This is a genomic window from Saccharothrix coeruleofusca (assembly GCF_014648515.1).
Taxonomy (GTDB): Bacteria; Actinomycetota; Actinomycetes; order Mycobacteriales; family Pseudonocardiaceae; genus Actinosynnema; species Actinosynnema coeruleofuscum.
In genome coordinates this window covers 411274-432387 of the sequence record NZ_BMRG01000004.1, presented here as the reverse complement: position 1 = coordinate 432387, position 21114 = coordinate 411274, and the positions used below count along the sequence as shown (strand labels likewise).

17 protein-coding genes and 1 pseudogene are annotated in these 21114 nt (G+C 72.2%); 11 read left to right on the top strand and 7 right to left on the bottom strand.

The window, feature by feature from the left end:
• Window positions 1-556, top strand: a pseudogene (locus IEZ00_RS36610) (cytochrome bc1 complex cytochrome b subunit); the annotation flags it as partial.
• 192 nt (window positions 557-748) lie between these two features.
• On the opposite strand, the gene IEZ00_RS14175 reads toward IEZ00_RS36610, so the two are convergent.
• Complete coding sequence (locus IEZ00_RS14175) at window positions 749-2554, bottom strand: LamG-like jellyroll fold domain-containing protein (RefSeq protein ID WP_306344675.1); 1806 nt, start codon at window positions 2552-2554, stop codon at window positions 749-751.
• A 288-nt stretch (window positions 2555-2842) separates the two neighbouring features.
• On the opposite strand from IEZ00_RS14175, the gene IEZ00_RS14170 reads away from it, so the two are divergent.
• Together IEZ00_RS14170 and IEZ00_RS14165 are read left to right on the top strand one after the other, a co-directional pair.
• On the top strand, window positions 2843-3463 hold the full coding sequence (locus tag IEZ00_RS14170; RefSeq protein ID WP_189223679.1) for a hypothetical protein: 621 nt from the start codon (window positions 2843-2845) through the stop codon (window positions 3461-3463).
• Complete coding sequence (locus IEZ00_RS14165) at window positions 3463-4695, top strand: MFS transporter (RefSeq protein WP_189223678.1); 1233 nt, start codon at window positions 3463-3465, stop codon at window positions 4693-4695. The genes IEZ00_RS14170 and IEZ00_RS14165 overlap by 1 nt, the downstream gene beginning before the upstream one ends.
• Window positions 4696-4714: 19 nt before the next feature.
• Here the strand turns inward: IEZ00_RS14165 and IEZ00_RS14160 are convergent, their stop codons facing one another.
• Window positions 4715-5911: an Acg family FMN-binding oxidoreductase gene (locus IEZ00_RS14160; RefSeq protein WP_229795623.1), complete on the bottom strand. Its 1197-nt coding sequence runs from the start codon at window positions 5909-5911 to the stop codon at window positions 4715-4717.
• A gap of 365 nt (window positions 5912-6276) precedes the next feature.
• On the opposite strand from IEZ00_RS14160, the gene IEZ00_RS14155 reads away from it, so the two are divergent.
• Window positions 6277-7209, top strand: a complete 933-nt coding sequence (locus IEZ00_RS14155) for a bifunctional DNA primase/polymerase (protein WP_189223677.1) — start codon at window positions 6277-6279, stop codon at window positions 7207-7209.
• Between the two features lie 172 nt (window positions 7210-7381).
• Window positions 7382-9865, top strand: coding sequence for a M6 family metalloprotease domain-containing protein (locus IEZ00_RS14150; protein ID WP_189223676.1), 2484 nt, complete (start codon window positions 7382-7384; stop codon window positions 9863-9865).
• A 23-nt stretch (window positions 9866-9888) separates the two neighbouring features.
• On the opposite strand, the gene IEZ00_RS14145 is transcribed toward IEZ00_RS14150, so the two are convergent.
• The 3 genes from IEZ00_RS14145 to IEZ00_RS14135 all read right to left on the bottom strand — a co-directional run bounded on the left by IEZ00_RS14145 (window position 9889) and on the right by IEZ00_RS14135 (window position 12583).
• Window positions 9889-10512, bottom strand: coding sequence for a TetR/AcrR family transcriptional regulator (locus IEZ00_RS14145; RefSeq protein WP_189223675.1), 624 nt, complete (start codon window positions 10510-10512; stop codon window positions 9889-9891).
• A gap of 72 nt (window positions 10513-10584) precedes the next feature.
• Window positions 10585-11448 (bottom strand): oxidoreductase, encoded by an 864-nt coding sequence (locus IEZ00_RS14140; RefSeq protein ID WP_189223674.1) that lies wholly within the window; start codon window positions 11446-11448, stop codon window positions 10585-10587.
• A 103-nt stretch (window positions 11449-11551) separates the two neighbouring features.
• A complete protein-coding gene (locus IEZ00_RS14135; RefSeq protein ID WP_189223673.1) occupies window positions 11552-12583 on the bottom strand; it encodes an LLM class flavin-dependent oxidoreductase in 1032 nt (343 codons plus the stop codon).
• 96 nt (window positions 12584-12679) lie between these two features.
• Here IEZ00_RS14135 and IEZ00_RS14130 point away from each other — a divergent pair, with 96 nt between their 5' ends.
• Window positions 12680-13162 carry a MarR family winged helix-turn-helix transcriptional regulator gene (locus IEZ00_RS14130; RefSeq protein WP_189223672.1) on the top strand — a complete coding sequence of 161 codons (483 nt, stop codon included), beginning with the start codon at window positions 12680-12682 and terminating at the stop codon, window positions 13160-13162.
• On the opposite strand, the gene IEZ00_RS14125 is transcribed toward IEZ00_RS14130, so the two are convergent.
• Window positions 13159-13539 (bottom strand): anti-sigma factor antagonist, encoded by a 381-nt coding sequence (locus IEZ00_RS14125; protein ID WP_189223671.1) that lies wholly within the window; start codon window positions 13537-13539, stop codon window positions 13159-13161. The two genes, IEZ00_RS14130 and IEZ00_RS14125, sit on opposite strands and share 4 nt — an antisense overlap.
• A 516-nt stretch (window positions 13540-14055) precedes the next feature.
• Between IEZ00_RS14125 and IEZ00_RS14120 the strand changes: the two genes are divergently transcribed.
• The 5 genes from IEZ00_RS14120 (at window position 14056) to IEZ00_RS14100 (ending at window position 19578) form a co-directional block, all read left to right on the top strand.
• Entirely contained in the window at window positions 14056-14646 is a 591-nt protein-coding gene (locus IEZ00_RS14120; RefSeq protein WP_189223670.1) for a TetR/AcrR family transcriptional regulator, read from the top strand.
• An 86-nt stretch (window positions 14647-14732) separates the two neighbouring features.
• Window positions 14733-15278, top strand: coding sequence for a VOC family protein (locus IEZ00_RS14115; protein ID WP_189223669.1), 546 nt, complete (start codon window positions 14733-14735; stop codon window positions 15276-15278).
• On the top strand, window positions 15275-16930 hold the full coding sequence (locus tag IEZ00_RS14110; protein ID WP_189223668.1) for an FAD-dependent monooxygenase: 1656 nt from the start codon (window positions 15275-15277) through the stop codon (window positions 16928-16930). Before IEZ00_RS14115 ends, IEZ00_RS14110 begins: the two co-directional genes overlap by 4 nt.
• A gap of 103 nt (window positions 16931-17033) precedes the next feature.
• Entirely contained in the window at window positions 17034-17915 is an 882-nt protein-coding gene (locus IEZ00_RS14105; RefSeq protein ID WP_189223667.1) for a fumarylacetoacetate hydrolase family protein, read from the top strand.
• A gap of 118 nt (window positions 17916-18033) precedes the next feature.
• Window positions 18034-19578: a class I adenylate-forming enzyme family protein gene (locus tag IEZ00_RS14100; RefSeq protein WP_189223666.1), complete on the top strand. Its 1545-nt coding sequence runs from the start codon at window positions 18034-18036 to the stop codon at window positions 19576-19578.
• A gap of 93 nt (window positions 19579-19671) precedes the next feature.
• Here the strand turns inward: IEZ00_RS14100 and IEZ00_RS14095 are convergent, their stop codons facing one another.
• Window positions 19672-21057, bottom strand: coding sequence for a KamA family radical SAM protein (locus tag IEZ00_RS14095; protein WP_189223665.1), 1386 nt, complete (start codon window positions 21055-21057; stop codon window positions 19672-19674).
• Window positions 21058-21114: the final 57 nt, after the last annotated feature.

Below are 21114 nucleotides of genomic sequence, written 5' to 3'. Positions count from 1 at the left end.
CGAGCCGTTCCTGCCGTTCATCCTGGGTCTGCCGCTGCTGACCGGCCTGGCCGCGGTGTACCCGTGGATCGAGCGCAGGATGACCAAGGACCACGCGCACCACAACCTGCTCCAGCGGCCCCGCGACGCACCGGTGCGGACCTCGCTGGGCGCCATGGCGCTGACCTGCTTCATGGTGGCGCTGCTGGCCGCCGCCAACGACGTCATCGCGCTGAAGTTCGACATCTCGCTCAACGCGATGACGTGGATGGCCCGGATCGGGCTGCTGGTGCTGCCGCCGATCGCGTACTTCGTCACCTACCGGATCTGCATCGGCCTGCAGCGCGCCGACCGCGAGGTGCTGGAGCACGGCGTGGAGACCGGCATCATCAAGCGCCTGCCGCACGGCGAGTTCGTCGAGGTGCACCAGCCGCTGGCAGCGCGGCCGCTGGAGTACCAGGGCGCCCCGGTGCCGAAGAAGATGAACAAGCTGGGTTCGGCGGGCCGCCCGGTGCCCGGCAGCCTCCTGACGCCGGACCCGCCGGAGGACACCGCGCCCGCCCCGTTCGCGAACTGACCAGCACCCCCACCGCGCCTGCAAGTACTACCCGTGCCACCTCAGCGGGCCGCTAACTACTACCCGCCCCGCCGGAGCGGGTAGTAGTTACGCGCTCGGAGAGGGCGCTCGGGTAGTACTTGCAGGCGTTATGGGGTGAGGTCCGGGCGGGCGGTGTGGCCGGACCGGGAGGCGGTCCGGCCACACCCGGCATCACCGCGACGGGGCGGTGAGGAACTGGTCGGGCCGCAGGGCCCGCGCGACGATCCGCGTGTCGCCGATCCACCCGTAGAAGCCCTGCCCGTAGCGCTCGGCGAACTGCGTGCCGCCCAACGCGAACGGCTTGCCCAGCGTGGAGATCCCCCTGGAGTCCTCGGCGGCGTTGCGGGCGATCTTCGAGCCGTCGACGTACATGGTGGTGCGCCGCCCGTCGTTGACCACCGCGACGTGGGTCCACCGGCCGGTGGGCACGGCGTGGCTCCACGAGGTCGGGTCCGAGTCCACCGGCACCGGGTAGACCACGAACTGCAGGAACCGCTCGCCGGAGACGTTCAGGCTGCACGTGGGCTCGTCGTCGGACCACCCGCTGGTCTTGCCCGCGTCGCCGCTGCGGCCCTCCCAGCTGAGGATGCCCATGAACGCGTGCTCGCCCTCGAACGGCTCGGGCAGCTTGATGAACGTCTCGATGGTGTAGCCGGACTCGAACTTCATCCGGTTCAGCGGAGCCGTCGCGGCGGTGCGCAGCACGGCGCAGCGGTCGGGGCCCTGGCCGCCGTCGAAGCGCAGGCTGGCGTGCCCCGGCTGGGCCTGGTGGTGCTCCCCGGACCAGGCCAGCAGTTCCGGCGCGGAGCCGTGGACCCGTTGCGCGGTCAGGTCGTTGCCGTTGCCGGACAGGTCGCGCGCGACCGCGCCGTCGGGCACCGGGCCGTCGGCGGCGGGGAAGCCCTCGCGGTCGAAGCGCCAGTACGCGACCGTGCCCTTGACCAGCACCTCGCGCGCCGGGCGCGGTGCCGGGGCGGGAGCGGGGAACCGCGCGGCGAAGTCCACCGCCACGGTGAACCGGTCGACGTCCCCGCTCAGCTCGCGGTTCTGCGCGCCCAGCGGCGAGCGGTCGGCGGCGCTGAGCCACGGGGAGAAGGTCTCCACGTCGATCACACCGCGCGCCAGGTCGAACGAGTACAGCCGGATCATCCCCGCGCCGCCGTAGTAGCGGTCCTGGTAGTTGGTGACGTGCAGGTGCACGGGGTTGCCGCGGTCGTTGGTCAGCGTGGTCCGGCCGGGCGGCCAGTAGTGGCCGTTGAGGGTCAGGAAGACCTGGTCGTTGCGGCGGATCAGGCGGTCCCACAGCGCCCGCCCGTAGGTGGACAGGTCGGCCTGCCCCCGCTCGTCGGCCCACACCAGGTCGTGCGTGGTCAGGATGGTCGGCAGGTCGCGGTGCCGGTCCAGGACCTGCTGCGCCCAGCCGAAGCCGCGCTCGGACAGCCGCCAGTCCAGCGCCAGCAGCAGCCAGCGGCGCCCGCCCGCCGGGATGACGTGGAAGCTGTTGTAGCCGTCGGGGGAGGAGCCGCCGTAGGTGGCCATCCGGCGGAACCGGTGCGGGCCGAACGTGCGCAGGTACGGGCTGTCGCCGCGCTGGTCGGTGCTGTTCGAGGCGATGTCGTGGTTGCCTGCCAGCACGCTGTAGGGCAGGGTCGCGGTGGCGAACACGGTGTCGGCGACGCGCATCTCGCGCTCGGTGCCGTGCTCGGTGACGTCGCCCAGGTGGGTCAGGAAGACCACGTTCTCCTCGTGCCGCTTGCGGGCCAGGTAGCGCAGGGTCTCCCGGACCGGCTCCTCGTCGGAGCCGCCCTCGTCGATCAGGTACTGGGTGTCGGGCAGCACCGCGATGGTGAACCGGGGGCTGTCGGCGTCCGGGCGTGCGGCGGCCGAGGAGGCCGGGGCGGCGAGGTGCGCCGCGCTCGTCATGGCCGCCGGTGTGCCGATGGCCGCTTGCAGGAGGGTGCGCCTGGCGATGTCCACGCCGCGGACCGTAGGCGGGTCCGGCGAACACCGCGTGAACGCCGGGCGGCTGTTCGGCCCAGTGCCGGGGACCGTTGGGGCGCAAGCGGACCGGACACGTCCGGCGGGCGTCTCATCCGGTGCGCCTGCCATCCGTCATCCGACCGATGTTTGCGCGGGCACGCCGGTGCACCGTGGACGCGGGCGAGTCGAGGGGACGGGGCGATTCGCCCCCTCGGCGCCCGCACCGAGACGGCCCCGCGGTGCCCGCGCCAGGACGTGCGCGGCCCCCATTGGAGGTGCACCCCGATGATCGACGTCAGCCCGCTCCCGCACCCCGACGAACTCGGCTCCCGCGCCGAGACCATGGCCAGGCTGCTCCGCGACGTCCCCGTGCCGTTCACCCGCGTGGTCTCGCTGTGGGTCGGCTACCGCGTGCGCCGGGAGCCCCGGTGCCCCGACCGCGTGCACCACCTCACCGCCCGCCAGGCGCAGCTGATGGGCGGCCTGCCCACGGGCACCCCGGTGACCCGGCGCGAGGGCTACCTCGTGCCGTACCTGGGTGGTGGCGGGCCGCGCCTGGCCGCGATCACCGCGCTGCTGCACACCTCGTCGCTGGAGCTGGACGAGCCGCAGCACTCCGAGCTGTCCAGGGGTTACCTGCCGCTGGGCCTGCTGCTCAACGACGCGCGGCGGGTCACCCACTACGCCTGCCCGGTCGCCGCCGGCGCCGCCGACCCGGACCTGGACGACCCGCTGCCCGACGAGCCGGGCGACGTGGGCGTGCTGCGCTGCCAGGCGACCCTGCTCAGCGCGGGCCGCCCGGTCGCGCTGGTCAGGGAGACCGTCTACGAGGTCACCCTGACCAGCCGCAGGCCACCGGATGTGCTGTCGCACCTGCACCCGCCCGCGCACGGCCTGGTGTCCTGATGCCCGTGGTGTCCGCGCGCACCCGGGCGCTGGCCGCGGCCTCGGTGGCGGCGGGCACCAGCGGCTACGTGGTGGCCGCGGTGCTGCCCGAGCTGGCCGCCGACCTCGACGTCACCCTCGCCTCGGCCGGGCAGGTGCTCACCGCGTTCGCCCTGGCCTACGCGGTCGGCTCGCCGGTGCTGGCGGTGCTGACCGCCCGGTGGGAGCGCCGCGCGCTGATCGTGGCCGCGCTGGTGGTGGCCGCCCTGGGCAACCTGGCCTCGGCGCTGGCGCCGGGCCTGGGGCCGCTGCTGGCCGCGCGGGTGGTCACCGCCTGCGGCGCGGCGCTGACCACCCCGGCGGCCACGGCCGTGGCCGCGCAGCTGCACCCGCCGGGCACGCGGGCGCGGGCGATGGCGGTGGTCACCGGAGGGCTGACCGCGGCGACCGTGCTCGGCGTGCCCGCCGGTCGGGCGGTGGTCGAGCTGGCCGGGCCCAGGGCCGCGTTCGCGCTGACCGCCGGGCTGTGCCTGCTGGCCGCCGCGGTGGTCGCCCTGGTCGTGCCCGCCACCCCGGCGGGCCCGCCACTGGGCCTGCGGCAGCGGCTGGCGCTGCCCGGCGGTGGCGCGGGGGCGCGGCGGCTGCTGCTGGTGTCGCTGCTGTCCTGCCTGGCCACCTTCAGCGTGTACGGCTACCTGACGCCGCTGCTGACCGCAGGCCCGGCGGCGCTGCCGGTGAGCCTGCTGCTGCTGGCCTACGGCGTGGGCGGGGTGCTGGGCAACGTGCTGGGCGGCCGGGCCGCCGACCGCCGCGGCCCGCGCGGTCCGCTGCTGGTGGCGCTGTTCGGGACCGCGGTGGCGTTGGTGCTGCTGCGACCCGCCCTGGGCGATCCGGTGGCGGTGGTGGCGGTGCTGACCGCGTGGGGCGGGTTGTTCTGGGCGTTCAACCCGCCGCTGTTCGCCGCGCTGGTCGCGGTGGACCCCGGCCGCGCCGGGGTGCTGCTGGCGCTCAACGCCTCGGCGATCTACCTGGGGATCGCGGGCGCGGGCGTGGTGGGTGGCGCGGTCACCGCGACGGCCGGGGTGCAGGCCGTTCCCGTGGTCGGCGCGGTCACCGCGGCGCTGGCCGCGTGCGTGGCGCTGTCGACGCGTTCGCCTGGGCGGCGGCGTGCCACCGCCCAGGCCGGGAGCCGGGCCGAACCGGAGGGGGAGGCCGAGCAGGTGCCCGCGGCCGCGGTCCCGCTGGACCGGTAGCCACGCGCCCACCCGCCGCTCACCGCGTCGTGGTCGGCTCCAGCAGCAGTTCGGCGACCGGGCGGCGGGGCGCGGGCGGCACCGGCGAGCCGAAGCCGATGCGCAGCACCGCCTGGGGCACCAGCGTCCCGCCCAGCGCGCGGCGCAGCTCCTCGCGGACCGGGCGGACCTCGACGGGCTGGGACAGGAAGGAGGCCGACAGGCCGAGCGTGGTCGCGGTCAGCAGCACCCGTTGCAGCGCCTGGCCTGCCTGGAGGTCGGCCAGCGGGCCGTCGTAGAACGAGCACAGCACCACGACCAGCGGGTCGGACTCGTAGTCCTTGCCCGGTGGGCGTTCCACGGCCTGGAAGTCGCGCAGCGCCCACTCGTCCTGCGGCGCGGGCCGCAACCCGGCCGACGCGGGCGGGACGCCGTCCCCGTCGCGGTCGGGACCGGTCCAGGCCGCCAGCTCGGAGCGCACGTCCGCGTCGGCGGACTGGATCCGGTGCGCCCGCGCCACGAACTCCTGCAACCTGGCCCGGTCGGTGGGGTCGCCCACCACGTGCAGCCACGACCGCTCGCGCTCGGCGGCGCGCACCAGCGCCTGGCGGTGGCCCACCGGCACCGCGACGTCGCGGAAGGGCTTGCGGTTGGACCGCCGCGCGGGCACCGCGGCGGCCAGCGCGCGGGTCTGCTCGTCGACCTGGAAGGTGCCACCGCGGCGCACCGCGGCCAGCGCGCCGGGCGCGTCGCTGCCGGGCAGCAGCGACACCAGCGGCCGGACCCCGCGCGCCTGCAGGGCGACCCTGAGGTTGAACAGCGCCGCGCCGCAGGCCAAGCGCAGCTCGCGGTCCTCCGGGTCGGTCGCGGGCAGCCTGCGGGCGGGATCGGCGTGCAGCTCGACGCGGTCGCCCGCCAGTCGGAACCGCCACGGCTGGGTGTTGTGCACAGACGGAGCCAGCGCGGCGGCGCGCAGGACCTCGGTCACCTCCTGCGCCGTCAGCCCCAGCACCGGCTTCACACCGTCCACCACGCCACCTCCGCTCCACCGACCCGGCGGGTCATCCGGACGAACCACACCCACTGTCCGTCGGGGCCACCGCCACGCCACACGGCCGAAGGTCCCGTCCGGGCCGGGGAGTTCGTCCCGCGTCCCGGCCACCCGCACCCCCGCGACCCCGGTCGTGCCCATGTCCTCCTCGGCGGTCACCGTCGCGCCGACGAACCGGCCGTCCATCCGCTGCTCCTCGCGCGCAGGCAGACCCGGCACGACGGCGATACCGCGCCGCGAGTTCGGCCCGGCTGGTCGTGGTCAACTCGACGGAATCATCGGTGAACAGCGCGACACGATCGGTCCACCGCCGCCACGGCCGCGCTTGGTGCAGCGAGGCCGCGCCGGGTGCGGCGCAAGAAGATCGCGGCATTCGGCGCAGTCCGGTCCACAGTGGACGTGTCGGAGTCGTGCGTAATTTACTTAATCTTTTCAGTGTTGACTAAAGAATAAATCATTCTGCGTTGGGCAGCTTGGTGCCATCGGGCCGGTAGTGGAAAACTGGCGGTGGCGCGCTTCCCCCGCGCCCGTAGTGGGGGAGGGGGCCGTCCATGTCCGTCACACCACCCAGGCTGGCCGCGGCGTTGGCCGCCGTGGAGCGGGGTTGGCCGGTGATCCCGCTGCGTCCCGGCGGCAAGGTGCCGGTGTGGCGGGAGTGGGACCGGCGGGCGACGCTCGATCCGGCGGTGGTGCGGTCCTGGTGGGCGCGTGCCCCGTACAACGTCGGGATCTCGTGCCGGGGCGCGGGGTTGTTGGTGGTGGATCTGGACGCCGGTCGTCCGCACGGTTGTCAGGTGCTGCGGGAGCTGGCGCGTGCGCACGGTGCGGACGACCCGCGGGAGACGTACACGGTGGAGACGCCGCGCGGAGGGCAGCACCGGTACTTCCTGGCTCCGGAGTGGCCCGTGCTGGGCAATTCGGTGGCGCGACTGGGTGTGCACGTGGACACGCGCGGGGTGGGCGGGTTCGTCACGGCGGCGGGGTCGGTGCGGCGGACGGCGCGGGGGCCGCGTCGCTACCGGGTGGTGCGGGACGGGCCGGTGGCGCCCGCTCCGGCGTGGTTGGTGGCGGCGTTGGCGCCACGGCAGGTTTCGGGGCCGCTGCTGGGGCCGGGGGTGGCGCGCGTGGTGTCGTCGGGGCGTCGGGTTCGCGCGTACCGGGCCGCTGTGGTCAGCGGTGAGGTGGAGCGGGTGCGCGAGGCCGCGCCGGGGACGCGGGCGCACGTGGTGTTCACCGCGGCGTGCCGGTTGGGGGAGTTGGTGGGGGCGGGGTGGCTGGACGAGGCGACGGCGGTGTCGTTGCTGTCGGCCGCCGCCGCGGTGCACGACGGGGTCGAGGGGTGGGGCGGGCGGGAGGCGTCGCGGCACATCGCGAACGGGGTGGCGCTGGGGCGGCGCAGGCCGCGGGTGCTGCCGGAGCGCCCGGTTGGCGCGAGCCGGGCCGACGGGGGCGACGAATTGCGATCGGACAATGACCGGAAGTAATTATTCGGATTGCCCTGGAATAGTGTCCAAAGGTGATTCTACCTACTTCGCCCAGGTTTTTCCGCCGGGGGTCCGGGCTGATTCTCGGATACACTGGTGGTAGCCCGCGCCGGGCCGCAGCAGGGGGTTGCGGTCAGGAATGGTCCGCGGGTCCTCTGGGGGAGGGGCGGCAATGCCTGTTCCATTTTTCGACGAAGAATTAACGTTCACCGAGCCGGACGGCTCGTCGATCAGGGTGCGCGGCTGGGGCAACCAGTGGACCGCCGTGTTCGAGGCGCTGGACGGTCACACCGTGGTCCGCCACCCCGGCACCGGCTACCACCACTACGCGGGGTTGTCGCCGGACCGGTCGGCCCTGGTGCCGCTGGAGGGCGCGCGGGTCGGCGAGGTCGACCCGGCGACCCTGGGCCTGCCCCGCCACCTGCGCCCGGTGGCCGGGGCGGGCAAGCGCGCGGCGGCCGCCGCGCTGGAGGCGATGCCGGGCAGGCCGCGCTGGATGCGCCGCCGGGAGGAGAAGTCGGCGCTGCGGGCCCTGGGCGAGGTGGGGGCGCTGGAGATCACCGGCAGCGTCACCGGGTTGTGCCTGCTCATCCAGTTCCCGGATGTGCCGGGGACGATCAGCGTCGGGCAGGTCGAGGACTACTGCAACCAGCTCGGTTACACCGGTTTCGGCAACAACGGCTCGGTGCGCGACTACTTCCGCGACATCTCCGCGGGCAGGTTGGACTACACCAACGTCGTCACCGCCTACTACACCACCACGCGCGAGCGCGCCTACTACACCGACCCCGCCGTCCCCTACGGCACGCGGGCGCGGGAGGTCATCGTGGAGGCGCTGACCGCGCTGCGTTCGCGGGGCTTCGACTTCTCCGGTCTGACCCCGGACGACCAGGGCTACATCCGGGCGCTCAACGTCTTCTACGCCGGTCCGGTGGTCAACAACTGGTCGGAGGGCCTGTGGCCGCACGCCTGGGCGCTGGCCGAGCCCTTCGAGGCCACCCCGACAACCCGGTTCAGCGATTATCAGATCAGCAACATGGGTGATGCGCTGACGCTGGGCACGTTCTGCCACGAGAACGGCCACATGGTCTGCGACTTCCCCGACCTGTACGACTACGGTGGTGAATCCGCTGGCACCGGCAGTTACTGCCTGATGAGCGCCAGCGGTGGCACCAATCCCGTGCAGGTCTGCGCGTTCCTGAAGAACGAGGCCGGGTGGGCCGAGGAGACCGCCGACATCGTCCCCGGCAGCACCTACACCCTCGACGCGGGGCGCAACGACTTCCTGCTGCACCGCAGGAACGACCGGGAGTACTTCATCCTGGAGAACCGGGCGCGCTCCGGGCGCGACGCCAACCTGCCCGACGCAGGGTTGGCGATCTGGCACGTGGACGAGGACGGCAGCAACAGCAACGAGCAGATGACCCCCAGCCTGCACTACATGTGCTCGCTGGAGCAGGCGGACAACGCCTTCGACCTGGAGCGGGGCTTCAACCAGGGTGACGCCGCGGACTTGTTCGGCGCGCCGTCGGCCACCAGTTTCAGCGACTTCACCGCGCCGTCGGGTCGCTGGTGGGACGGCAGCGCCTCGGGGTTGCGGCTGGAGCGGATCTCCGCCCCCGGTCCCAGCATGACCCTGCGCGCCGCAGGCGGTCTGCGGATCACCACCGTCAGCGCGGTGGCCGACCGCAGCAACAACGCCTACGCCTTCGCCCTGGACACCGAAGGCGTGCTCCACCTGGCCTCGTCGACCGGACAGGGGGCCTGGAGCCGCTGGGAGGCCGGTTGGAACGGCGCGCCCGCGCTGCGTGACGTCACCGCGGTCAACGACCGCAGCAACGCGCTGTTCGTCTTCGGTCTCGCCCCGGACGGCACCGTCCACCACAGCGCCCGTGACACCGCGGGCGCTTGGGGGCCGTGGCGGACGAACTGGAACGGCGCTCCGAGGCTGCAGTCGATCACCGCGCTGGTCGACCAGGCCAACGAACTGCACCTGTTCGGCATCGCCTCGGACGGCACCGTCCACCACAGCGCCCGCAACGCGGCGGGCACCTGGGGGCGGTGGCAGGCGAACTGGAACGCCGCGCCCCGGCTGGGCTCGGTCGCCGCGGTGGCCGATTTGGTCGGCAACGTCCTGGTCTTCGGCGTGGCCCCGGACGGCACCGCCCACCTGGCCTCCCGCGACGCCTCGGGGTCGTGGACGCCGTGGCAGGCGGGCTGGAGCGGTGCGCCCCGGCTGACCGCGATCACCGCCGCGCACGACCGCACCAGCGCGGTCCACGTCTTCGGCGTGGCCGCCGACGGCACCGTCCACCTGGTCGTCCGCGACGGGCAGGGCCGCTGGAGCCCCTGGCAGGCGGGCTGGAACGGTGCGCCCGCGCTGCGGGCCGTCGTCCCGGTGGGCGATCTGGCCAACGGTCTGCACGTGTTCGGCGTGGCCCCGGACGACGTGCTGCACCTGGCCTCCCGCGACGCGTCGGGGGCGTGGACCGCGTGGCAGGCGGGGTGGAACGGCGCACCCGAGTTGACCGCGGTGGTGCCGCTGGCGGTGGGCGACGACACGCTGCACGTCTTCGGCATCACCGGGGAGGGGCAGGTGCGGCTGGCCTCCCGCACTCCGCTGGGGGCCTGGTCGGGCTGGACGGCGCTGGGCTGAGCCGCCGGTCCGCGTCGGGTCGGTCAACCGGTCGGGTGGCGCGGGGCCGCGTCACCCGACCGGTCGATGACGCGCAACCAGATCTCGGTGCAGGTCAGCGTCGCGGCGTCCAGGTCGCCGGTCCCCGAGGCGTGGTAGAAGGCGCGTTCGGTCATGTGGCACAGCGCGCGGGCCAGCGCCGCGGCGCCGGTCGGGCCTTCGCCGTCGGGGATGCCCGCCCGCACCAGCACGCGGGCCATGGCCTGGGCGTAGGCGGTCACGGTGTCGTTCCACAGCGCCGCGATGTCGGGCACCGAGGGGGAGAAGTCCACGGCCGCGCGCATCACGCGGCCGTGCTCGCGCCACATCTTCCCGGTGCGGGACACCGCTTCGCGCACGGTGTCCTCCGGTGAGGAGCCCACGGCCTCGGAGGCGCCGAGGGCGTCCTGCCGCAGCACGGCCACGGTGCGCGCCACCAGGGCGGTCAGCACCTCCTGCTTGGAGCCGAAGTAGAAGTACAGCGAAGCGCGGGAGATGCCCGCGCCCCTGGCGATGGTCTCCACCGTCATCGGCTCGGTGCTCTCGCGCTCCAGCAGCGCCTCGGCCGTGTCCAGGATGGCCTGCTCCCGCAGGTCGCCCTTGCGCGGTGTCTCCCGCCGCTTGCCCATCGCCGTGCCGCCTCCTCCGACCGCGGCGCAGTGTAGTGACCTGCGCGGTGGTGACCCGCGCGCGGCCGGGCGCTACGAGGTGATCTGGTGGCCTTCGGGGAAGTCGGTCGAGCGCGACAGCTCCGCCCACTCCCGCAGGTCGGCCTCCACCGCCGCGCGGCCCGCCGCGACCAGGCGCAGCGCGTCCGAGCCCAGCACCAGGTGCACCGGTGGTCGGGGCGCGTCCAGCACCGCGAGCACCGCCGCCGCGGCCTTGGCGGGGTCGCCCAGCTGGTGGCCGCTGGCCGCCTGTCGGGCGGCGCGCAGCGGCTCGAACAACTCGTCGTAGTCCGCGATGGACCGCTCGGAGCGGATCATGGACCGACCCGCCCAGTCGGTGCGGAACGAGCCCGGTTCCAGGATGGTGACCCGGACGCCGAAGGGGGCGACTTCCTTGGCGAGGGCTTCCATCATGCCCTCCACGGCGTACTTGCTGCCGCAGTAGAACGCCAGGCCGGGCACGGTCATCAGGCCGCCCATCGAGCCGACCGCGAAGATGTGCCCGGCCCGGCGCCGCCGCATGAACGGCAGCACCGCCTGCACGGTGGCGGCCAGGCCGAAGACGTTGGCGGCGAACTGCGCCCGCAGCTGTGCCAGCGGGGACTCCTCGAACACGCCTTCGTACCCGTACCCGGCGTTGGCGATCAGCACGTCGATCGGGCCGACGTGCTCCTCCGTCTCCCGCACCGCGGTGAACACCGCGTCGTCGTCGGTGACGTCGAGCAGCCGGGCGTGTGCGCGACCGGGTGCCAGTGCCTCGAACGCCGCTCGGTCCCCGTCTTTGCGCACGGTGCCGACGACCACGTGGCCCGCTTCCAGCGCCCCCGTGGCGAAGGCGCGTCCCAGGCCGCTGCTGACGCCGGTGATCAGGAAGGTCCGGCTGGTGGGTGTGCTCATGCGGGTGCCACTCCAGTCCCTGCGGGGCAGCCGGTCCGCGCGGACCGGGCGCATGTCTCTACATCGCGTAGATTTAAATCTACACGACGTCGAGAATCGGGCGTCAGCCCAGCTCGGCGCGCACCCTGGGCAGCACCTCGGTGCCCAGCAGCTCGATGCCCTCCATCACCAACCGGTGCGGCACTCCGGACCAGTCCATCTGCATGGCGTAGCGGTCCGCGCCCACCAGCCTGCCCACCGAGATCATCCGCTCGGCGACCTCGTCGGGGCTGCCCGCGAAGATCGACCGCGCGCCCTCGGCCCAGGCGTCGTAGTCCGACCGCGAGGGCACCGCCCAGCCGCGCGCCCGCGCGCCGTACTTCATCGTCTCCAGCCAGTACGGGTAGAAAGCGTCCTTGGCCCGCTGGGACTCGCGGGCCACCAGCCCGATCCCGCCCATCGTCACGTGCAGGTCCTCGGGGGTGTGCCCGGCCGCCTCACCCGCCCTCCGGTACAGGTCCACCAGCGGCGCGAAGCGCTCCGGCTCGCCGCCGATGACGGCGTAGACCACCGGCAGGCCCAGCACGCCCGCGCGGATCGAGGACTCGGGGTTGCCGCCGGTGCCCACCGAGACGCGCAGCCTGCCCCGGTAGGGCCGGGGGAAGACCGAGACGTCCTCCAGCGGCGCGCGGAACCTGCCCGACCAGGTGATCGGGTTCTCCCGGTCCAGGCGCAGCAGCAGTTCCAGCTTCTCCTCGAACAGCTCGTCGTAGTCGCGCAGGCTCGCGCCGAACAGGGGGAAGGACTCGGTGAACGAGCCCCGGCCCGCCAGCAGCTCCGCGCGGCCGCGGCTGAGCTGGTCCAGCGTGGTGAACTGCTGGTAGAGCCGCACCGGGTCCTCGGTGCTGAGCACGGTGACGGCGCTGCTGAGGGTGATCCGCTCGGTGACGCTCGCCGCCGCGGCCAGCACCGTGGCGGGGCTGGAGATGGCGAAGTCCTCCAGGTGGTGCTCGCCCAGCCCGTAGAAGGCCAGCCCCAGCTCGTCGGCGAGCCTGATGCGCTCCAAGGTCTGGGCCAGCGCCGTGGCCACCGGGACCTGCTCGCCGGTCGACGGGTCGCGGTGGCGGTCGGCGAAGCTGTAGATCCCGAGTTCCATGACGCCTCCATTGTTGATGCGTCACCAAAGTAATCCGCTCGGCGTGACACGTCAACAAACCTTTGGTGATGCATCAACAACCGCTACCGTGGAGGCATGGGCGAACCGCGGTGGCTGGACGAGCGGGAGGCGCACGTGTGGCGGGCCTTCCTCGCCCTGCAGCGCGAGCTGACGGGCGCGCTGGAACGCGGGCTGGTGCGCGACTCGGGGCTGTCCAACGCCGACTACTCACTGCTGGTGCCGCTGTCGGAGGCCCCCGACGGCCTGCTGCGCGCCCGCGAACTGGGCATGCGGGTCGGTTGGGAGCGCAGCAGGCTGTCCCACCAGGTCAAGCGCATGGAGAAGCGCGGGCTGGTGGTCCGCGAGGAGTGCGCGGAGGACGCGCGCGGCTCGATGGTGCGGCTCACCCCCGCCGGTCGCGCGGCGATCGGGGCCGCCGCGCCGGGGCACGTCGACAGCGTGCGGCGCTACCTGTTCGACGTGCTCTCGCGGGAAGAGCTCGACGTGCTGGGACGCGCCTTCGACCGGGTGCTGGCCCGCATCGCCGCCGACGACGACGAGGCAGATCCGACTCGCTAGGCGTCCAGGGCGTCGGTGAGCGTGGGGTAGAGGTCCAGGAGCTGGTTGAGCGTGGTGGCGCGCAGCGCGCGCAGCATGGTGCGGGCCGGTGCGACCACGCGCAGGGGAGTGCCCTGCCGCTGACCCTGCTGGTGGTGCTCCACCAGCAGCGACAGCCCCACCGAGGCGAAGAAGCTCACTCCGCTCAGGTCGACCACCACCGGCAGCCTGCTCGTCCCGGCGTCCTCGAACGCCGCGGTGAGCTGCTCGCGCAGCAGGGGAGCGGTGGACGGGTCCACCTCGCCGGTGGCGTGCACGAGCACCGCGCGCTCGCGCTGCTCGCGGCCGACCCGGAGCGGCTCGGTGTAGTCGGGATCGGGCTGGTCGTTGGAGACCACGCTTCCTCCTTCCGAGATACCCCTATCAGGAATGGTAGTCACCCGTTCCCGGAGACGCATCACGCTGCGTTACCCAGAGCCCTGGGCCGTGATTGGAATCTTAACTCTATCGATTATTTCAGTGTTGACTAAAATTAATCAACCGTGCTCCGCCGGCCAGGCACGCCGGAACTCGGGCGGCGTGGAGGCCAGGTCGCAGCAGGAGTGGTGGCGCTCCAGCGCCTCGGGGTCGTCGGCGGTGACTGTCGTGGCACGGTCCCGCATTTCGACCGCGGCGGCGAGTGCGCGGCGAACCTGACCGCACAGGCCTGTTTCCGGCACGGGCTGCGCCAGTCGATGGGCGCGACCGGTAACTGCCGGGACAACAGCCCCGCGGCGTCGTTGCGGTCGACGTTCAGGCATGGGCACCACTGCCGGCACCTCTGCGGCACCAGGACGGAACTTGTTGGCGCGGTTGACAATTCAATCCGGCGACGACGGCCGCGGGCGCACCACTCGTAGGTCAGAATTGTGCGCATGCCGAAGAATAGCCAGGAGATCCCGCACGCCGAGCGCCGTGCGAAGGTGCTCGACGAGGCAATCCGCCAGTTCGCCGGCAACGGGTACCGCGCCACCAGCATCACGGCCATCGCGAAGGTGCTCGGGCTCTCCTCCGCTGCTGTCCACTGGTACTTCCCGACCAAGGACGACCTATTCGCCGAAGTGCTCACGAGCATGTTCCACGCCGCCACGGAACGGGCGTCCGGTGATCCCGATTTGGGTGGTGATCCGCGCGCCGAGCTCATCAGCGTCCTCGAGGAGCTCGATCCCCACAAGGCGCTCGTGCGAGAGGCGTACGAGCGCCTGAACACCTCCTCGACGCTGCGGGAGGCGTACGCCAAGGTGCTGCAGTGGGCCGACGACCGCCTCATCCGGGCCATCGCCCAGCGCGTGTCCGAAGACGCCGACGTCGATCTCCTGGCCGAGACCGCGCACGTCCTGTTGGAGGGCCTCCTCGTCAGCGTGCGCACGAGGGACCGGTCGATAGCCGACATGATCGACCTCCTCATCGATCCGCTGGCGGCCGCGGCGGCCGCGCGCCCCCGAGGCGGCACAACGGGCTCTTGACCGTGCGCCCGGTCCCGTGCCACCATCTCTTAATCGCCAGTTAAGAGATGGTGGCACGGCAGTGCCGCCGCATGAGAGGAACCCCCGTGGTCTCACCCGCCAAGCTCGCCCATGTCGTCCTGCGCACCGGCGACCTGCAGACGATGATCGACTGGTACGTCGCCGTCCTGGACGCACGCGTCGTCCACGCCAACGAACAGCTGGCCTTCCTCACCTACGACGACGAGCACCACCGCGTGGCCCTCGTGAACGCGGGTGCGACCGAGCGGCCCACCTCCGCGCACTCCGGACTCGAGCACGTCGCCTTCACCTACGCCGACCTCGGTGACCTGCTGGACAACTACCAGCGTCTGAAGGCTGCCGGCACGACGCCCGTGTGGAGCGTCAACCACGGCCCGACGACGTCTCTCTACTACGCGGACCCCGACGGCAACAAGGTCGAGCTGCAGATCGACAACTTCGACACCGACGAGCAGATGGAGGCGTTCTTCGCCTCCGGTGCCTTCGCCGCCAACCCCATCGGGGTCGAGTTCGACCCGGACGAGCTCCACGCGCGTCTGAAGGCGGGCGAACCCAGGAGTGAGTTGATCAAGCAGACGGGCAGCCCGGCGACCGTGAGCCAGCGGCGGTGAGCGGCTCGGCCGATGCGCCGGTGCTGATCGTCGGCGCCGGGCCGGCAGGTCTCGCCACCGCTTACGTCCTCGGCCGCCACGGCGTGGCGAGCGTGGTCTGCGAGAAGTACGAGGGTGTCAATCCGCACCCGCGCGCCCACGTCGTCAACACCCGATCGATGGAGATCTTCCGGGACTGGGGCATCGCCGATGCCGTCCTCCGCGAGGCCGTCGGTCCCGCGTGGGGCAACGTCGTGTGGAAGCACACGTTCACCGGTGAGGAGCTCGGCCGGCTCCCGCTCGCCCGCGACGAGGAGGAGCACTTCGGGAGCGTCTCCCCGGTGACGGCGGCGTCCTGTGCCCAGGACCGCGTGCAGCGGGTGCTGCTGGACGCGCTGCGGCAGCAGGGGACGGCTACCGTGCGCTTCGGGGTCGAGGTCGTGGAGCTCGACGAGGACGAGAGCGGGGTGTCCGCGGCGCTCCGCTGTGCGGACGGTGCCGTCGAGCATGTGACGGCGCGCTACGCCGTTGCCGCGGACGGAGCCTCGGGGGCGCTGCGCTCGAGGCTGGGCATCGAGATGGACGGCGTGCCGGAGTTCGGTCGGCAGATCAACGTCTACTTCCACGCCGACCTCTCACCGTGGACGGACCGAGACCCCGCCCTGCTCGTGTGGCTGATCAACTCCGCCGCGCCCGGCGGGATCATCGGCATGGACGGTGGCCGCCGATGGACCTACAACTTCGGCTACGACCCCGAGGCCGAGACCGTCGCGGACTACACCCCCGAGCGCTGCGCCGAGCTGATCCGCAGGGCACTGGGCGTCGACGAGGTCGAGATCGAGGTGAAGTCCGTCGGCACGTGGCGGCTGGCCTCGCGGATCGCGCGGCACTACCGCCGCGGCAACGTCTTCCTGGTCGGGGACGCGGCCCACCAGTTCCCGCCCACCGGCGGCATGGGGATGAACACCGGCATCGCCGACGCCGACAACCTCGGGTGGAAGCTGGCAGCCGTGCTCGCCGGCTGGGCTCCCGAGTCCCTGCTGGACAGCTACGAGACCGAGCGACGCCCGGTGGCCCGCAGCAACGCCGGGTTCAGCGTCGACAACGCCATGAAGATGGCCGAGTGCGGGCTCGGACCCACCACGGCGGCGATCGCCCAACTCCTCGAAAGCGACGACCCGCAGGTGGCGGCGGCGGAGCGCGCCCGGCTGGCCGAGGTGATCCCGCACCAGCGTGGACACTTCGGTTCGATCGACCAGGAGATCGGCTACGTGTACGGTGCCGACCGCCCGCCTGTCGCACCGGTCTACCCCCGCTCCAGGGGAGCCGAGGGCGGACGTCCACCGCACCGCTGGATCAGCCGATCCGGTCAGAGGATTTCGACCCTCGACGTCGTCGCGCGAGGGTTCACGCTGATCGCGGCCCCGCACGGGCGGCGCTGGCTCGAGGCGCTCGACCGCGTCGCGGGCGACATCCCCTGCTCCCCGGTCCTCGTCGGCCGTGACATCGACACCGCCGACGAGGATCCGTTCGGCCTCGGCGAGCACGGCGCCGTGCTGATCCGTCCCGATGGGCACATCGCATGGCGAGCGCCCGCGGGCTCGCCCAGCCCGGAGGACGATCTCGAGCGCGCACTGCGGACCACGCTCGGGGCGGTCCCCGCCGAGCGCTAGCCGGGGCAGCGAGCAGCACCCGCACGCGAACGGGCGCACGGTCCGCGGCGACCTGCGGTTCTCGGTCCACAAACACGAACCGACCGGAAGAGATACGAGGTCAATGCGGATCTACAGCACCGAACGAGGCATTGCCAGGCAGGCGGATGCGGGCAGCCTCGACCTGCTCGACCTCGCGTGCGCGGACGTCGCGGAGCTCCTGCTCGGGCCGGGGCTGGAAGCCGCGCGGGACGCACCGGTGACCGCGACCGTCCCGCTCGACGACGCACGGGTGCTCGCCCCGGTGGCTCGTCCGGGAAAGGTCCTGGTCATCGGGTACAACTACCCGAGCCACGCTGACGAGGTCCGCGAGGCACGGGGCGAGGTGCATCTGCCGGAGGTCCCGAACTTCCAGATCGTCGCCGGTGCGGCCGTCGTCGCGCCCGGTGCGGCCGTCGTCCTGCCGAAGGTCGCCGACGCGGAGGTCGACTACGAGGGCGAGGTCGCCGTGGTGATCGGCCGCTCGGCGAAGGAGGTTTCGGTCCACCGGGCCTGGGAGCACGTCGCGGGCCTGACCGTGGTCAACGACGTCTCCGCTCGTGACATCCAGGCCAGGGCGATGGCGGGGGACCTGACGGTCTCGATCAGCACGGCCAAGAGCTTCGACACTTTCAAGCCCATGGGCCCGTGCCTGGTCACCGCCGACGAGGTGGGCGCGCAGCCCGACCTACGGCTGATCACCCGAGTCAACGGAGAGGTGCGGCAGGACGACCGCACCGGCACCTTCGTGCACAGCATTCCGGAGCTCGTCGCCCACCTCTCGGAGTTCATGACACTGGAGCCGGGTGATGTCATCTGCACCGGAACCCCCCGCGGGATCGGGTTCTTCTCGGAACGGTTCCTGAGGGAGGGCGACGAGGTGGAGGTCGAGGTCGAGGGGATCGGATGCCTCCGCAACCGCGTCGAGTCGGCGTCATCCGCTCCCCGCCCACCAGGACGCCGATGATGCCGCCGGTGACCTGGTAGGTGCGATCGACCACCCGTTCCACGAATGGCGGTACGTCCACGCGCCGGACGACGTAGTGCCGCCGATTCGCCACCCCGATCCAGAAGGAGGAAGCCCCGTGAGCGACTCGTCGACGCCGAGCGTGCTGGCGCGCATCCCGTTCCGCCGCGAACACCGTTCGGCTCGAGCACCCTGCGTCCAGGACAGGGATCGTGCCCTCGACAACGCGGATTTCGCCGAAGTCGTCCGGCGTACGGCGAGAAGGCTCGAAGGCCTCGGCGTCGATCGCGGTGACACGGTGGCGGTGCTGCTGCCCAACCGCGCCGAGATCGTCACCGTCATGTTCGCCGCGTGGTGTCGGGGCGCTGCGCTGACCCCGATCAATCCGGCTCTCACCGATGACGAGGTGCGGTACCAGCTGCGGGACTCCTGTTCCGCCGTCGTCGTGGGCGGGGAGCGCGCCTGGGCGCTGGCCTCGTCGGTCGGCGCGTCCTGGGTCGACGCGGAGACGCTCCACCGCGACAGCCACGAGCCGCCTGTCGGACCCGGCGCAGAAGTGCTGCCGCTGGCCGACGCCTCCGACGTCGCGCTGGTGATCTACACGAGCGGGACCACCGGCAGGCCCAAGGGGGTGCTCCTCGACCACTCGAACCTGGACGCGATGAGCACTTCGCTCATCGAGCACTTCGAGCTCACCGCCGCGGACAGGAGCCTCCTGGTCCTGCCGCTGTTCCACGTCAACGGGCTGGTTGTCAGCGTGCTGTCCCCGCTGCGCGCAGGCGGGGACGTCGTCGTCGCCCCGCGGTTCTCACCCGACACGTTCTGGGACGTGGTCGAGGTGAACCGACCGACCTACTTCTCCGCTGTGCCGACCGTCTACTCCGTGCTCGATACGCACACGGACCGCGCGGTGGACACGTCCTCGCTGCGTTTCGCCATCTGCGGAGCGGCTCCCGCCCCGGCCGAGCTCGTCTCCCGTTTCGAGAGGCGGTTCGACGTTCCGGTCGTCGAGGGGTACGGGCTCTCCGAAGGCAGCGTCGCGTCCACGATCAACCCGGTCGCGGGTCCGCGCAAGCCCGGAACCGTCGGTGTCGCGCTGCCGGGTCAGGAAGTCCTGGTCGTCTCCGACGATGGGAGGCCCCAGCGCCCAGGGGAGCGCGGAGAGGTCGTCGTGCGTGGCGCCAACGTGATGCGGGGCTACCTCGGGCGGCCGGAGGAGACCGCCGCGGTCCTTCGCGCGGGCTGGCTGCACACCGGTGACGTGGGAATTCTCGACGAGGATGGTTACCTGCGCATCGTGGACAGGATGAAGGACATGATCATTCGGGGTGGGGAGAACATCTACCCGAAGGAGGTCGAGGACTGTCTCCACCGTCATCCCGGCGTGGTCGAGGCCGCGGTCGTCGGCAAGCCCGACGAGAAGTACGGCGAGGTCCCCGTCGCGTTCGTCGTCGTTCGGCCGGGGAGCGCGGTGACGGCCGAGGAGTTGATCGGGCACTGCGCGGCGTCGCTCGCTCGCTACAAGACCCCCGCCGAGATGCACGTGCGGGACCAGCTGCCCAAGAACTCGGTCGGCAAGCTGGTCAAAGGTCCTCTGCGCGCAGCCGTGAGCGCGACGACTCCGATCGACGCATCGCCCGGAAACCGGCGATGCGCGACTTGATCGACCGCGCAGGCAGGCTCAACTCGGCAGCCGGTCCCCGACCGGTGCGTCGCGGCCGCCGTCCTTCGCTTCCGCGAGTCCGCGCGCGACCTGTCAGCTCTGGTCGGACCACCACTTCTGGCCGGACTCGGGCAGCGTGGAGATCGGGTCGTAGTAGGGATAGCGGCGCTCCAGCGCCTCGGGGTCGTCGAGTTCGATGCCGGTGCGGTAGTTCTTGGTCCAGTAGGAGATGCCCAGCTCGCGGTCGTACTCGTTGAGCTGGTGCACCCACCGCTTGCCCACGTAGGGCACGTCGCAGACGATGCGCGGGGTGGCGTAGCCGGGCAGGTAGCCCATGATCGCGTGCTGGAGCTGCTGGGCCTCCCACACCGCGACGCGCCAGTGCTCGGCGTTGGGGATCATGTCGCACATGTAGAAGTAGTAGGGCAGCACGCCCGCCTCGCCCTGCAGCGCGAAGCACAGGTCCAGCAGGTCGTCGGGGGTGGCGTTGACCCCGCGCATGAGCACCCCCTGGTTGCGCACGTCGCGCACGCCCGCCTCCAGGGCGGTGCGGGCGGCCTCGGCGACCAGCGGGGTGACCGACTGGGCGTGGTTGACGTGGGTGTGGATGGCCAGGTTGACGCCGCGCCGGGCGGCGGTGCGGGCCACCCGCTCCAGCCCTTCGACGACCTTGGGCTGCAGCCAGTGCTGGGGCATGCCCGCCAGGGCCTTGGTGGCCAGGCGGACGTCGCGCACGGTGGGGATGTCGAGCAGGCGCATCAGGAACGACTCCAGCTGCGGCCACGGCACGTTGGCCACGTCGCCGCCGGAGACGACCACGTCGCGCACGCCGGGGGTGCGCTTGAGGTAGTCGATCATCCGGTCCTGCCGGTCCGCGGGTTTGAGCGCGAGCTTGTGCTTGGCCACCTGCGGGGTGGAGTTGCCGACCAGGTCCATGCGGGTGCAGTGGCCGCAGTACTGGGGGCAGGTGGGCACCAGTTCGGCCAGGACCTTGGTGGGGTAGCGGTGGGTCAGGCCCTCCACCACCCACATCTCGGCCTCGTGCAGGGAGTCGCGGGCCGAGTGCGGGTGGCTGGGCCAGCGCGGGTCGCGGTCGGAGCGGACGGGGATCATGTAGCGGCGCACCGGGTCGGCCAGGAACGCCTCGGTGAACGCCTCGGGGGTCAGCGGCGCGTCGGGGGCCATGGTGTTGAGCATCTGCGGCGGCACCAGCATCGACATGGTGGCCAGTTGCTGCTGGTCGGCGGCCAGGTCGTCGTAGAACCGCTCGGTGAGCAGGTCGCCGACCAGGGCGCGCAGCTGCTTGGCGTTCTTGACGCAGTGGGCGCGCTGCCACTGGGCGTCGCGCCACTGGGCCTCGGTGACCTCCCGCCAGCCGGGGAAGCGCCGCCAGTCGGGTTCGACCAGTTCCCGACGTCGGTAGGTGTAGGGCTGCAGGTCGGGCCGCAGGCCGGGCGTGGTGTCGTGCAGGGCAGTCATCCATGCTCCCTACTGGCTAGGTGGCGTAAAGATATGCTGCCAGAAGGGGGGATTGAC